The sequence below is a fragment of the Bacillus sp. z33 genome (assembly GCF_058313615.1).
In genome coordinates, this window is the sequence record NZ_JBZFQN010000003.1 from 490,226 (window position 1) to 504,588 (window position 14,363).

The following is a 14,363-nucleotide window of genomic DNA, read 5'->3' on the forward strand; positions in this document are numbered from 1 at the left end:
ATACAATTCCCTGCTACCATTATCAAATAGAGGTGAAGAAGAATGGCAGACGATAAAAAGATTGGCTTGTTTGCTTTAATTGCAATTGTTGTAGGTTCTATGATTGGTGGAGGAGCATTTAACCTTGCTTCAGATATGGCTAGTGCCGCATCCCCAGGGGCCATTATTTTAGGATGGACAATTACTGGTATAGGGATGATAGCTCTTGCGCTATCTTTCCAAAACTTGAATGCAAAAAGACCGGATCTTGATGGTGGGGTATACAGTTATGCTTCCGCTGGATTTGGTAAGTTTATGGGATTCAATAGTGCGTGGGGATACTGGTTATCAGCATGGTTAGGTAACGTTGCTTACGCTACCCTTCTGTTCTCGTCTATTGGATATTTCATCCCAGTGTTTGAAGGTGGACAAAATATTGCGGCGATTATTGGTGCTAGCATACTGCTATGGGCTGTGCATGCTTTAGTTTTACGTGGGGTTCACTCAGCTTCACTTGTAAATATCGTAACGACCATTGCGAAATTAGTTCCTATTTTCTTATTTATCATTATTGGTATCTTTGCATTTAATGCTGATATTTTCTTAGATGATTTCTGGGGAACTGGTGCAGGCTTCCAATTCAGTGACGTTATGTCTCAAACAAAGAATACAATGCTCGTAACTTTATGGGTATTCATCGGTGTTGAAGGGGCGGTTGTTTTATCTAGCCGTGCGAAAGACAAAAAGGATGTTGGTAAAGCAACAGTCATTGGTTTAATTGGTACGTTAATTATCTATGTATTAATTTCCATCATGTCCATCGGTGCGATGAATCGTGTAGATGTGGCTGGATTGGATAATCCATCTATGGCCTATGTATTTGAAGAAATGGTAGGTCCATGGGGAGCAACATTTATCAATCTTGGATTAATTATCTCTGTCCTAGGTGCATGGTTAGGCTGGACATTGCTGGCATCTGAGATTCCTTACTTGGCAGGGAAAGATAAGCTATTCCCTAAATGGTTCGCAAAAGTAAATAAAAACGGAGCACCATCTAATTCCTTATGGCTTACAAATGGTTTAATTCAACTGTTCCTATTAACATTCCTTGTATCTGAGCAAGCATATAACTTTGCTTTTTCATTGGCGTCTTCAGCCATCTTAATTCCTTATGCGTTCTCTGCTTTCTATCAATTAAAATATTCCTTACAAGATAACGCGGCTGATCGCATTAAAAATATTATCATTGGTATCGTGGCAAGTGTATATGGTATCTGGATGGTCTATGCAGCCGGTATCGGATATTTACTATTAACGATGCTTTTATATGCACCGGGTATCCTGATTTACAGAGCTGTACAGAAAGAAGCGGATGTTAAACAAGTATTTACGAAAACAGAAATGGCTATTGCGGCAGCCTTTGTTGTATTTGCCTGCATGGCGATTGTTGGTTTGATTAACGGAAACATTTCCATTTAACAAGTATCTAACTACAGACTGATTTTTGGAGGTATGGACTACGTATGGAAAGAAAAAAAGTAGTTATAGCTTTAGGCGGTAATGCCATTCAATCCGGAGATGCCAGTGCAAAAGCTCAACAGCTGGCACTAGAAAAAACGGCTGAACAACTTGCAACGCTAGTGGAAAATGGAGTGGATATCATCATTTCACATGGTAATGGACCACAGGTAGGCAATATCCTTCTTCAGCAAAAAGCAGCTGATTCAGAAAAAAATCCAGCTATGCCTCTTGATACATGTGGGGCTATGTCACAGGGTATGATTGGATATTGGTTGGAAAACGCTATGGACAAGGCTCTTTCTAAAAGAGGAATCCATAAGGATGTAGTAGGTATTGTAACAAGGGTTGTTGTTGATGAAAACGATGGAGCCTTCAAAAATCCTACTAAACCAATTGGTCCTTTTTATACAGAAGAAGAAGCGATGAAATTGATTCAAGAGACTGGTGCTTCCTTTAAGGAAGATGCAGGCAGAGGCTGGAGAAGAGTGGTGCCTTCACCAAAACCAGTAAGCATTTTGGAGCATAAGAGTATTAACAGTCTTGTAGAAAGCGGAAAGATCGTTATTTCTACAGGCGGCGGTGGTATTCCAGTCCTAAAATCCAACGATGAACTGATTGGTGTAGAAGCCGTTATCGATAAAGATTTCGCTTCTGAGAAGCTGGCAGAATTAGTAGATGCAGATGCTTTAATTATTTTGACTGCAGTAGATAACATCTACATTAACTATAATCAGCCGAATCAACAAAAACTGGAATCCATTACAACCAAGGAGATAAAAGCATTGGCGGAGGAAGGTCATTTTGCACCGGGCAGTATGCTTCCTAAAGTTGAGGCTGCCATTCAATTTGCAGAATCAAGACCAGGCCGTTCCACAATTATAACATCACTTGATAAAGCTTTAGATGCATTGAAAGGCAATGCCGGAACAATCATTTCTATGCAGGAAGAAAAAGTAATGGCCTAACATATATGCATGAAATGTATACCCCAAATCTACGATGATTTGGGGTATATTTTGTTCTTTTTTAGTTGGGTGGAGCACAATAACTACATCTCGTACATATAAATGAATAATGATATATTATTTTTTAAATTGGTTATTTTGACTGTTTACTTTAGAATGAAGCTTTTCGTGATGTGGACCGGCATTTCCCTTTACGCTTGCAGCACTGACTCCTGATTTGCTTGGGTTCTTTTTAAGCTTTGCCATTAAAATCACCTCCTCTATTAGTTTGACCAAATTAAAAATTAATAACAAACTGCCATATTTTTGGATATTTTAATTGCGGAATTTTCTAAAATCTCTTATAGTTAGATATGTAGGATTTTTATTCCAAAATTTTTTTCGATAAAAATGAATGAACATTCATTCAAAATAAAGGGGGATTTAATATTGAACCTTCAAATTAAAAAAGTAGCTGTACTTGGATCAGGGGTTATGGGTTCAGGCATCGCAGCACATTTAGCCAACATTGGAATTCCGGTTAAGTTATTGGATATCGTTCCAAGAGAACTTACCGCAGATGAGGAGAAAAAAGGACTAACACTTGAAGACAATCAAGTACGTAATCGATTGGCCCAAATGTCCATTCAAAAACTACTTAAACAAAAACCTGCACCGTTAACCTCCAAGAAGAATTTATCTCTAATTGAGCCAGGAAACTTTGAAGATGACTTATCGAAAATTAGTGACTGCGATTGGATTATCGAGGTCGTTGTTGAAAGACTAGATATTAAACAAAGTGTATTTGCACAAATAGACGAATATAGAAAGCCAGGCAGTATTGTAAGTTCAAATACCTCTGGGATTTCCATTGAAGCAATGACGGAAGGGCGTTCTGAAGATTTCCGTAAGCACTTCCTTGGCACCCATTTCTTTAATCCACCTAGATACTTGAAGCTGTTAGAAATCATTCCGACTAAAACAACGTCGCCTGAAATAGTAAGTGCAATGAAACAATTTGGGGAGAATGTTTTAGGCAAAGGGGTAGTAATAGCAAAAGATACTCCCAATTTTATTGGAAACCGAATTGGTACCTACGGCTTATTGGTAACTGTTCGTGAAATGATGGAGCGAGGCTACAGCGTCGGAGAAGTTGATTCTGTAACAGGTCCTTTAATTGGCCGTCCAAAGAGTGCTACGTTCCGTACATTGGATGTAGTAGGGCTGGATACCTTTGCCCATGTAGCTAAAAATGTGTATGACAATGTAGATAATGAAGAAGAGAAATCCGTATTTGAAGTACCTGAGTTTATGAAAAAAATGCTTGAAAATGGTTGGTTAGGAAGTAAATCGGGCCAGGGATTTTTCTTGAAAAAAGGAAAGGAAATACTGGAACTTGATCCTTCCACTATGGAATACGTAGAGCGTAAAAAGTTAAAAGCACCTTCATTGGAAATGGTAAAACAGGAGAAAGGCGCTGCAAGAAAATTGAAAGCGCTTATTTATTCAAAAGATCGTGTCGGTGAACTGCTATGGAATGTGATAAGTCCTACTTTAATCTATTCGGCAGAATTACTTGGCGATATTGCGGATGATATTGTAGCCATCGACCAGGCGATGAAGTGGGGATTTGGCTGGCAGCTTGGGCCATTTGAAACATGGGATGCGATTGGTTTAGAGAAATCTGTTGCCAAGATGCAGGAGGAAGGACACCATGTTCCTGAGTGGATAACGCAAATGATAGAAGACGGAAACACAAGCTTCTATAAAGAAGGAGAAAATGGAACACTTTATTATGCAAACGGTGAATATCAACAACTTGAAGTGAACGAAAAAAATATTAATTTGAAGTTGATTAAGAAACAAAAAGGGGTCATTAAGAAAAATAGCGGTGCCAGCCTGATCGATATAGGCGATGGAGTAGCATTACTGGAATTCCATTCACCTAATAATGCGATTGGTTTTGATATTATCCACATGATCAATTATGCGATTGAAGAAGTGGAGAAAAATTACAAAGGACTAGTGATAGGCAACCAAGGTAAAAACTTCTGCGTTGGAGCCAATCTGGCTATGATTCTAATGGAAGTACAAGATGACAATATTTTTGATGTGGAAATGATTACACGTCAATTCCAGCAAGCGATGATGAATATTAAATATAGCAGGAAACCGGTTGTTGCCGCGCCGTTTAATATGACGCTTGGCGGAGGGGCTGAAATTTGCCTGCCTGCAGCAAAGATTCAGGCATCATCTGAGACCTATATAGGATTGGTGGAAACAGGAGTGGGCTTACTGCCGGGCGGAGGCGGAAATAAAGAGCTATATATTAAACAGCTTAATAGCTTACCAAACGGGGTTGATTTCGACCTTACTAAGATTGCTATTAATGTATTTGAAACAATTGCCACTGCCAAAGTATCAACTTCTGGTGATGAAGCCAGAGAAAACAACTTCCTCAACAACATGGATGGAATCAGTTTCAATCCTGATCATCAGCTATATGATGCAAAACAAGCCGTCATTGCGTTGCATGATACCGGATATAAGCCTCCGGTACGCAAAAAAATTCCGGTATCAGGTGAACCAGGTTATGCGGCTTTATTACTGGGAGCGCAATCAATGCTGTATTCCGGCTATATTTCAGAGCATGATTTGAAGATCGCTCAAAAAATTGCCTATGTTTTAGCTGGCGGTAAAGTGCCTTATGGAACTGAAGTGGATGAACAATACTTGCTTGATTTAGAAAGAGAAGCGTTTATCAGCCTTGTCCAAGAGGGGAAAACCCAACAGCGCATGCAACATATGCTTGTTAAAGGAAAACCATTACGTAACTAATAGACCGGAATTTTGATTGATTAAGAGGAGGATGGGCATGAGAGAAGCAGTGATTGTTGCCGGAGCCAGAACCCCGGTTGGCAGAGCCAAAAAAGGAACCCTTGCAAACGTTCGACCAGATGATTTAGGTGCACTGGTAGTAAAGGAAACGCTGAAGCGAGCAGAAAATTATGATGGGCCAATTGATGATATGATTTTTGGCTGTGCAATGCCTGAAGCTGAGCAGGGACTCAATGTGACGCGCAATATCGGTGCCTTGGCAGGTTTACCATACAATGTGCCGGCTATTACGATAAATCGCTACTGTTCATCAGGTCTGCAGTCCATTGCCTACGGTGCAGAACGGATTATGCTGGGGCATTCCGAAACGGTCATTTCCGGCGGTGTCGAATCAATGAGCATGGTTCCAATGATGGGGCATGTAGTCCGTCCAAATTACAAGCTGGCCGAAGCAGCTCCTGAATACTATATGGGAATGGGACATACAGCTGAAGAGGTTGCTAAAAAATACGGTATTACCCGCGCGGAACAGGATGCCTTTGCCGTACACAGCCATCAGAAGGCTGCACAGGCCATCCGTGATGGAAAGTTTAAAGATGAGATTGTTCCTGTAGATGTGACTCTTCGCCATGTTGGTTCGGATCATAAATTAAAAGAGCGCTCTGTTCAATTTACAACAGATGAAGGAGTTCGTGAAGGTACAACAACTGAAGTGCTTGCAAAACTGAGACCTGCATTTTCACTCACAGGAACAGTAACAGCGGGCAATGCTTCACAAACAAGCGATGGAGCAGCTGCTGTATTACTTATGGACCGGGAGAAAGCAGAGGCGGAAGGCTTCAAACCCCTCTTGAAATTCCGATCATTCGCCGTTGCAGGCGTACCACCGGAAATTATGGGAATCGGTCCGGTTGAAGCAATTCCTAAAGCGCTTAAGCTGGCTGGATTAAGCTTATCTGATATTGGATTATTTGAATTGAATGAAGCATTCGCATCCCAATCCATTCAAGTCATACGCCACTTGGGTATCGATGAGGAGAAGGTAAATGTGAATGGCGGTGCGATTGCATTGGGACATCCACTTGGGTGTACAGGAGCTAAATTAACATTGAGCCTCCTTCACGAGATGAAACGCCGAAATGAACAGTTTGGAATCGTAACGATGTGTATTGGCGGAGGTATGGGCGCCGCTGGAGTTTTTGAATTATTGGCATAAAAAGGAAAAGTGATGAGATGATTGGGTATAAAAACTTGGGTCATCTCCAAATTAGGAGGAAGTAAAGTGGCTAATCAAACAGAAGAAGTATTAAAAGGCGGAGCATTTTTAATTGAAGATATTGAAGCTGAAAATATGTTTACTCCTGAGGATTACACAGATGAACACAAAATGATTGCAAAAACGACTGAAGATTATTTGGTAAATGAAGTATTACCCCAGGTAGAATATTTAGAAAATCATGAGTTTGATCGTTCAGTGAAATTATTGAAACAAGCCGGAGAACTTGGCTTATTGGGTGCGGATGTTCCTGAAGAATACGGTGGTTTAGGTTTGGATAAAGTAAGCTCTGCGCTTATTTCAGAAAGATTATCACGTGCAGGAGGATTTTCCATTTCTCATGGAGCGCATGTCGGGATCGGTTCACTGCCAATCGTTTTATTTGGTAATGAAGAGCAAAAACAAAAGTACCTTCCATTATTGGCTACAGGTGAAAAATTAGCTGCCTATGCTTTAACAGAGCCAAGTTCAGGTTCTGATGCACTTGGTGCAAAAACAACTGCAAAATTGAATGAAGCGGGAACTCACTATATTTTAAATGGTGAAAAACAATGGATTACAAATGCAGGCTTTGCTGATGTATTTGTTGTATACGCGAAAATTGATGGAGATAAATTCTCTGCCTTTATTGTAGAAAGAGAATATCCAGGTGTTTCTACTGGACCAGAAGAAAAGAAAATGGGAATTAAAAGTTCTTCAACCAGAACCTTAATCCTTGAAGATGCAGAAGTACCTGTTGAAAACCTTTTGGGTGAAGCGGGAAGAGGGCATGTGATTGCCTTTAATATTCTTAACATTGGCCGTTATAAATTGGGAGTTGGCGCAGTTGGAGCATCCAAGCGTGGATTTGAATTGGCAGCTACGTATGCCAATCAGCGCCAGCAATTTAAAACACCAATCTCTTCATTTAATTTAACAAAAGAAAAGCTGGCTACAATGGCTTCCAAAATATATGCAGCTGAAAGCTCTGTCTACAGGACAGTTGGTTTATTTGAAGAAAGAATGAGCCGACTTAGTGATGAAGAAATAAAAGATGGGAAAGAAGTCGCAAAGTCCATTGCAGAATATGCAATTGAATGTTCCTTAAATAAATTCTTTGCTTCTGAAGTTTTGGATTATGTTGTCGATGAAGCCGTTCAACTTCATGGCGGCTATGGCTTCATGGCAGAGTATGAAATTGAAAGAATGTATCGTGATTCCCGAATCAACCGTATTTTTGAAGGGACAAACGAAATTAACCGTCTGCTTGTCCCGGGAACATTCCTGAAAAAAGCGTTGAAAGGTGAATTGCCACTCTTGCAAAAAGCGCAGGAACTATCTGAAGGTTTAATGATGCTTATGCCTGAAGAGCCAGGTACGGAGCCTCTTGATCAAGAAAAACATCTCGTTAAAAATGCAAAAAATATCGGTATTATGATTGCAGGATTAGCAGCGCAAAAATTTGGTGCTGAATTGGAAAAAGAACAAGAAATTCTTGTAAATATTGCAGATATCGCTTCCTTTGTCTATGCAATGGAATCGGTTGTTCTTCGTACAGAGAAAGCAATTAAAAGAGATGGCTTAGAAAAGAACAAACAAAAACTTCTATATACTCAAATCTTCTGCCAGGAAGCATTTGGAGAAATCGAAAAGCATGCTAAAGAAACATTGGTAGCAACAGAAACAGGTGATACATTGCGTATGATGACATCTGCTTTACGTAAATTTACACGCTTCACACCATTTAATGTCATTGCAACAAAACGTGAAGCGGCAGTAAAATTGGTTGAGGTTGAACGTTACACTGTTTAACCTATAAGTTAATTAAATAGAAAAGCCAGGGAGAAAACCAGGCTTAAGATTATAAAGAAGGGATTCAGAAGGGCTCTATAGAGTCCATATTCTGAATCCCTCCTTTATTTTTGGACTTTCATAATTTTAATTAGCCATGTTTTCAAGTTCATGTCAGTAAGAGAAAGCATCGCTTTTTTAAGTCCTCTTAAAGTCGTCTATGTAAAACGAGTGAGTAAAATCGCTGGTCGCTCGTCCTTTACTGAGTAGTCATGAATAATTATCTTGGGGTCTAATGGTTACTTATATTAGGTTTTGCCGTATCTGAGGATTCTCATATATAACAAAGTGTCCTATTTCTGTAGAATGGGAGAGACTCCTGCGAGAAGACCAAGCGTACCCTAGACCCTGCAGCGCAGAGTGCGAGGAGGGTTGATGCTTGCCCGGGGATAGCGAGCCCATTCTGCAGAAAATAGTGTTAACCGAAATGAACACTTATTTAAGCATATGTAAATCAGTTTAAGCAGGCTAAAAAAATATGGTATGCTTCAATTGAGGTGAAAAGATGATTACATTTTATTGGTATCCCAAATGTGGGACATGCAGAAAAGCAAAGAAATGGTTTGATGAAAAGGAAGTCTCCTACCAAGAAATCGATATAGCACAAAATCCACCATCCAAAGAAGAGTTGGAAACAATTTATAAAAAAAGCGGATTATCTCTTCAAAAGTTTTTTAATACAAGTGGAATGAAATACAGAGAGCTTGGATTAAAGGATAAAGTAAAGGCAATGTCAGAAGAGGAAATGCTAACCTTGCTTGCATCTGACGGGATGTTAATTAAGCGTCCAATCGCCTATAATGGAGAGAGAGTAACAGTCGGTTTTAAGGAAGAAAATTTCCAAAATTCATGGGCATGAAATTATTGTAAAATGATCAGTTTGATGTCATGATGAGGAAGAACCATATATATATTTGGGGGGATTAGGATCATGAGCATTCCAGCGGAATTACGTTATACAGCGGAGCATGAATGGGTAAAACAAGAGGACGGCAGGATTCGAATTGGAATAACAGATTTTGCTCAAAAAGAATTGGGAGATATCGTTTTTGTCGAGCTTCCTGAAGTAGGGGATGAGTTAACGCGCAACGAGCCTTTCGGCAGTGTGGAATCAGTTAAAACGGTATCTGAATTATATGCTCCAATCAGTGGTACAGTTGTTGAAGTAAATGAAGAATTAATGGATAATCCTGAATACGTAAATGAATCTCCATATGAAAAAGCATGGATGTTAGTGATTGAACCATCCGAAAGAAGCGAATACGATGAGCTAATGGATGCTGGCCAATACGAAACAGCAACTAGCGAAGATTAAAGGGAGAGAAGCTTGCTTCTTTCCTTTTTAAGTTTACTATTAATCAATTGATACTTTTCAGGAGGTTAGGGTAAGATACTTGTAACGAAAATGGAGAGTATCTTTGTGCTTTTAACATAGTCTCCGGACAAAAGGTGATTAATCATGCTGGATACTCAAAATGAAAAGGTAATAATTGTAGAAGGGTCTACCGACCGCAAAAAGATACAGCCTATTCTTAATGAATCTGTAGAAATTATATGTACGAATGGAACAATCAGTTTATCAAAATTAGATGAATTGGTTGAAATGCTTGAACATAAGGACGTATACATTCTGGCAGATGCTGATGAATCCGGAGAAAAATTAAGAAAACAGTTGCGTCAAGAAATGCCAAATGCTTCTCATTTATATATTGATCGAACATATCGGGAAGTGGCAAATGCGCCAAGATATCATTTGGCAACGATTCTTTTGGGAGCCAATATTGATGTAAAGGCTGAATTCTTAAAACAAATGAAGGATGTTATTAAAAATGAACGATCTAACCACGAACAATAAAGCAATCTATACGTATACCCCTCTTTGCGGTACCTGTCAATTAGCAGGCAGAATGCTTGATATTGCAAAAGAAGTTCTCCCAAGTGCACCATTGGAAAAAATTAATCTCAACTTTGCAAAAGAACTTGCAGAAGAATATCAAATTGAAAGTGTACCATGCCTCATATTAATTAAAGACAACCAGGTAATAGAGAAAATATATGCCTTTCATTCCGTTCCGTATCTCGTAGATCGATTGAAACTAATGATAGATTAGTAGGGATTATTTCTCAGGAAATATGTCGATGACTATTTGCTAGTGAATGTCTATATAATTGACATTCACTTTTGCATACTTTTTATATGTCAGATTGCGTGAAGATATTTGTAAGATGCTCTTATTATAGCCCGGGTTCTCGGTTGTTTGGCATAGTTTCCATGTAGCCAGATAAAATGATTTATTAATGATTGAAGAATAGTAGAAGCTAAAATCATGAATGATTTATCTTTTTGTTTAAATATTCAGAATAATCTGTTGACTGTTGTTTTTTCCTATGCTATAGTTTTAACAACTTAATACTAGCTTGATTCTTATCAAGAGAGGTGGAGGGACTGGCCCGTTGAAGCCCGGCAACCGGTATTTTTATAATACACGGTGCCAATTCCTGCGGATACAAACAAATCCGGGAGATAAGGAGAGATGGAAAATGCCTGCCTCTTCTTATATTTAGGAAGAGTTTTTTTCATTTACTTAATTCTCTACTTAAAACGAAATGGAGAGATGTGGAATGGCTAATGAGCAAAAGAAGTATCGGTTTGAAACAGTAGGTATACACGGAGGCTTACAGCAAGATCCATTAACAGGAGCGAGAAGTGTACCGATTTATCAGTCGAATGCGTATGTATTTAAAGATACAGATCACGCTGCGAACTTATTTGGATTAGCTGAACCCGGATATATCTATACAAGGATCCATAACCCCACATCAAGTGTATTTGAGGAACGCATAGCTGAACTCGAAGGTGGAATTGGAGCACTGGCAGTTTCAAGTGGTGCTGCAGCTATCACACTCTCTATCTTAAATATTGCGGGTGCGGGTGATGAAATCATATCAGCCTCTACTCTATATGGCGGAACCTATAATTTATTCGCCAATACTCTTCCTAAGTATGGGATTCATGTGAAATTTGTAGATCCAGACGATCCGGAAAATTTCAGAGAAGCCATTACTTCAAAGACGAAAGCGATTTTTGGAGAGACCATCGGAAATCCAAGTCTGCAAGTGCTGGATATTGAGAGGGTAGCGGAAATTGCTCATGAAGCTGGAATTCCTTTAATCATTGATAATACTTTTGCGACTCCTTATTTAAGCCGACCTATTGAATTTGGAGCAGATATTGTCGTCCATTCTGCTACGAAATGGCTGCTTGGAAATGGAACCACACTGGGAGGGGTCATAATAGATGGAGGTAAGTTTGACTGGAATTCACCTAAATTCCCTGGTTTTACTGAACCGGACCCAAGTTATCATGACTTGATTTATAGTGAGGCAATTGGAGCAGGGGCGTTTATCGTGAAGGCAAGAGTACAGCTATTGAGAGATTTGGGTCCGTCCCTTAGTCCATTTAACGCCTTTCAATTTATTCTGGGACTGGAAACCCTGCATGTAAGAATGAAGGAGCATGTCGCAAATACGAGAATAATAGTCGATTATTTAAAACAACATCCAGCAGTATCATGGGTCTTATATCCTGGAGATCCAGATCACGGTGACTATGAAAAAACGAAGAAATATTTACCGAAAGGGGCGGGGGCAGTTGTTGTTTTTGGTATAAAGGGAGGACGTGAGGCAGGTAAAAAGCTGATTGATTCCATTGAGTTATGGTCCCATGTGGCAAATGTGGGTGATGCAAAAAGCTTAATTATTCATCCGGCAAGCACGACTCATCAGCAACTGAATGAGGAGGGATTAAAAGCCTCCGGTGTGCAGGAGGATTTAATCAGACTTTCCGTCGGCATTGAAAATACAGAAGATTTAATTGAAGAATTGGAACTGGCGATAGAAAAGGCAACAGGCATATCTTCGATTAAAGAAGTTTTGAAATAACATTTTTGACCATGCGAAGAAGACTTTGGTGTTGACAGTTCTTTCTAAAACATGATAGGATAGCAGACAGTTAGATTTAAATTGAATAGTGTGTTATGTACTCTTATCAAGAGAGGTGGAGGGATGTGCCCTTTGAAGCCCGGCAACCGGCAATCGATTAGATTGAAAAGGTGCCAATTCACACAGGATGTTATAAATCCTGGGAGATGAGAGAAAGGAACATGTTTATATACTAATCATGCCTTTCTGCCTCCGCAGAAAGGCATTTTTATTTTAACTGAAAACTATCTTAAAATTAGATGTTGATAGAAAGAGCGGTGAACTTTTCATGATTACATTACGTGATGTATCGAAGACCTTCTCTGGAACTTTTAAACGTTCATCAGCTGTCAAAGCAGTAGATCAAGTCTCTTTATCAATTGAAAAGGGAGAGATCTTTGGAATCATCGGGTACAGCGGAGCAGGAAAAAGTACCCTGATTAGAATGCTGAACGGTTTAGAGAAACCATCCGAAGGCAGTGTAGTAGTAGCAGGTAAAAACATGGCTGCTATTAAAGGCGCTGAACTAAGAAAAGCCAGAATGGAAATAAGTATGATATTTCAGCACTTTAATCTTCTCTGGTCAAGGACAGTCAGTGAAAATATAGAGTTTCCTTTAGAAATTGCTGGTATACCAAGCAAGGAACGTAAAAAGAGAGTAAAGGAGCTTGTTAATCTGGTTGGATTGGATGGACGTGAAAATGCCTACCCATCCCAGTTAAGCGGCGGTCAAAAACAGCGCGTTGGAATTGCACGGGCCTTAGCGAATAATCCGAAAGTACTTCTTTGTGACGAAGCTACATCTGCGCTTGATCCGCAGACAACAGATGATATTTTAGAATTACTTGTTGATATAAACAAAAGGCTGGGCTTAACAATCGTATTAATTACGCATGAAATGCATGTTATACGTAAAATCTGCCATCGCGTAGCCGTGATGGAGATGGGGAAAGTAGTGGAGAGTGGTCAAGTGCTTGATGTATTTAAAAAACCAACTGCCCCGATTACAAAGCGATTTGTACAGCAAGTTACTGAGCCGGAAGAAACGAAAGATACGATCGAACATTTACTTACGGAATATCCGACGGGAAAAGTTGTTCAATTATCTTTTATTGGCGAATCTGCTGAAACGCCTGTTTTATCAGAAGTCATTCGCTCTTATAAAATTCATGTCAATATATTGCAAGGTAAAATTTCACAGACTCAGCATGGATCTTACGGAACATTGTTTATTCATGTTGACGGGGATGCAACTGAAGTTTCAAAGGCCATTGATTATCTCCACAAACAGGAAATTGGTGTGGAGGTGATGTCCGGATGATAGAAACATTATTTCCAAATGTAGTATGGGAACGTATCTATGAAAAAACCTGGGAAACCATATATATGACTGGTATCTCATTAGTTGCAACTTTTTTCTTGGGAATTATACTGGGTCTCCTCTTATTTTTGACCTCAAAGGGAAATATGTGGGAAAACAAAATGGTATACGGAATCGTAGGAGCTTTCGTTAATATATTCCGTTCGATTCCTTTCATCATCTTGATTATCCTGCTTATCCCTTTCACAAAGGCCTTGGTTGGAAGTATTATCGGTGTTAAGGCCGCTTTACCTGCTTTAATTATTGGCGCGGCCCCGTTCTATGCTCGAATGGTTGAAATTGGGTTACGCGAGATTGATAAAGGTGTGATTGAAGCCGCAAGATCTATGGGTGCTACTTCATTTACGATTATAAGAAAGGTTTTAATACCTGAATCATTGCCTGCGTTAGTATCAGGTATAACGGTTACTGCCATTGCATTGGTTGGATATACGGCGATGGCTGGTATGATTGGTGCGGGCGGACTGGGAAGCCTCGCCTATACGGAAGGGTTTAGCCGCGGTCAAACAGATGTCACGTTTGTCGCCACTGTTTTAGTATTGATTATAGTATTTATTATCCAGTTTATTGGAGATTTAATAACAAGAAAATTAGACAAACGATAGGGAGGAAC

At 39.5% G+C, this 14,363-nt stretch carries 13 protein-coding genes and 2 riboswitches; of the genes, 12 read left to right on the top strand and 1 reads right to left on the bottom strand.

Annotated elements, in window-relative coordinates; genetic code table 11:
- The first annotated feature begins 42 nt into the window (after positions 1-42).
- The gene (gene arcD / locus AC4G3L_RS14090; protein ID WP_491077607.1) at positions 43-1,458 is read left to right on the top strand and encodes an arginine-ornithine antiporter; all 1,416 of its coding nucleotides are present in this window, start codon (positions 43-45) and stop codon (positions 1,456-1,458) included.
- A 44-nt stretch (positions 1,459-1,502) separates the two neighbouring features.
- Positions 1,503-2,465: a carbamate kinase gene (gene arcC, locus AC4G3L_RS14095; RefSeq protein WP_491077608.1), complete on the top strand. Its 963-nt coding sequence runs from the start codon at positions 1,503-1,505 to the stop codon at positions 2,463-2,465.
- A gap of 117 nt (positions 2,466-2,582) precedes the next feature.
- On the opposite strand, the gene AC4G3L_RS14100 is transcribed toward arcC, so the two are convergent.
- Entirely contained in the window at positions 2,583-2,711 is a 129-nt protein-coding gene (locus tag AC4G3L_RS14100; protein ID WP_491077609.1) for a YuzL family protein, read from the bottom strand.
- Between the two features lie 144 nt (positions 2,712-2,855).
- Between AC4G3L_RS14100 and AC4G3L_RS14105 the strand changes: the two genes are divergently transcribed.
- The 10 genes from AC4G3L_RS14105 (at position 2,856) to AC4G3L_RS14150 (ending at position 14,355) form a co-directional block, all read left to right on the top strand.
- Entirely contained in the window at positions 2,856-5,282 is a 2,427-nt protein-coding gene (locus AC4G3L_RS14105) for a 3-hydroxyacyl-CoA dehydrogenase/enoyl-CoA hydratase family protein (protein WP_491077610.1), read from the top strand.
- A 37-nt stretch (positions 5,283-5,319) separates the two neighbouring features.
- Positions 5,320-6,498, top strand: coding sequence for an acetyl-CoA C-acetyltransferase (locus tag AC4G3L_RS14110; RefSeq protein ID WP_491077611.1), 1,179 nt, complete (start codon positions 5,320-5,322; stop codon positions 6,496-6,498).
- A gap of 66 nt (positions 6,499-6,564) precedes the next feature.
- Positions 6,565-8,349 carry an acyl-CoA dehydrogenase FadE gene (locus tag AC4G3L_RS14115; protein WP_491077612.1) on the top strand — a complete coding sequence of 595 codons (1,785 nt, stop codon included), beginning with the start codon at positions 6,565-6,567 and terminating at the stop codon, positions 8,347-8,349.
- 544 nt (positions 8,350-8,893) lie between these two features.
- Positions 8,894-9,247: an arsenate reductase family protein gene (locus AC4G3L_RS14120; protein ID WP_491077613.1), complete on the top strand. Its 354-nt coding sequence runs from the start codon at positions 8,894-8,896 to the stop codon at positions 9,245-9,247.
- Positions 9,248-9,319: 72 nt separating this feature from the next.
- On the top strand, positions 9,320-9,703 hold the full coding sequence (gene gcvH / locus AC4G3L_RS14125) for a glycine cleavage system protein GcvH (protein WP_491077614.1): 384 nt from the start codon (positions 9,320-9,322) through the stop codon (positions 9,701-9,703).
- A gap of 144 nt (positions 9,704-9,847) precedes the next feature.
- Positions 9,848-10,243 (top strand): toprim domain-containing protein, encoded by a 396-nt coding sequence (locus AC4G3L_RS14130; protein WP_491077615.1) that lies wholly within the window; start codon positions 9,848-9,850, stop codon positions 10,241-10,243.
- On the top strand, positions 10,218-10,499 hold the full coding sequence (locus tag AC4G3L_RS14135) for a thioredoxin family protein (RefSeq protein ID WP_491077616.1): 282 nt from the start codon (positions 10,218-10,220) through the stop codon (positions 10,497-10,499). Before AC4G3L_RS14130 ends, AC4G3L_RS14135 begins: the two co-directional genes overlap by 26 nt.
- Positions 10,500-10,810: 311 nt before the next feature.
- Positions 10,811-10,919: riboswitch (SAM riboswitch) on the top strand.
- A 91-nt stretch (positions 10,920-11,010) separates the two neighbouring features.
- Entirely contained in the window at positions 11,011-12,330 is a 1,320-nt protein-coding gene (locus tag AC4G3L_RS14140; protein ID WP_491077617.1) for an O-acetylhomoserine aminocarboxypropyltransferase/cysteine synthase family protein, read from the top strand.
- Positions 12,331-12,430: 100 nt separating this feature from the next.
- Positions 12,431-12,543, top strand: a riboswitch (SAM riboswitch).
- Positions 12,544-12,658: 115 nt separating this feature from the next.
- Positions 12,659-13,690: a methionine ABC transporter ATP-binding protein gene (locus AC4G3L_RS14145; RefSeq protein WP_491077618.1), complete on the top strand. Its 1,032-nt coding sequence runs from the start codon at positions 12,659-12,661 to the stop codon at positions 13,688-13,690.
- A complete protein-coding gene (locus tag AC4G3L_RS14150; RefSeq protein ID WP_491077619.1) occupies positions 13,687-14,355 on the top strand; it encodes a methionine ABC transporter permease in 669 nt (222 codons plus the stop codon). Before AC4G3L_RS14145 ends, AC4G3L_RS14150 begins: the two co-directional genes overlap by 4 nt.
- Positions 14,356-14,363: the final 8 nt, after the last annotated feature.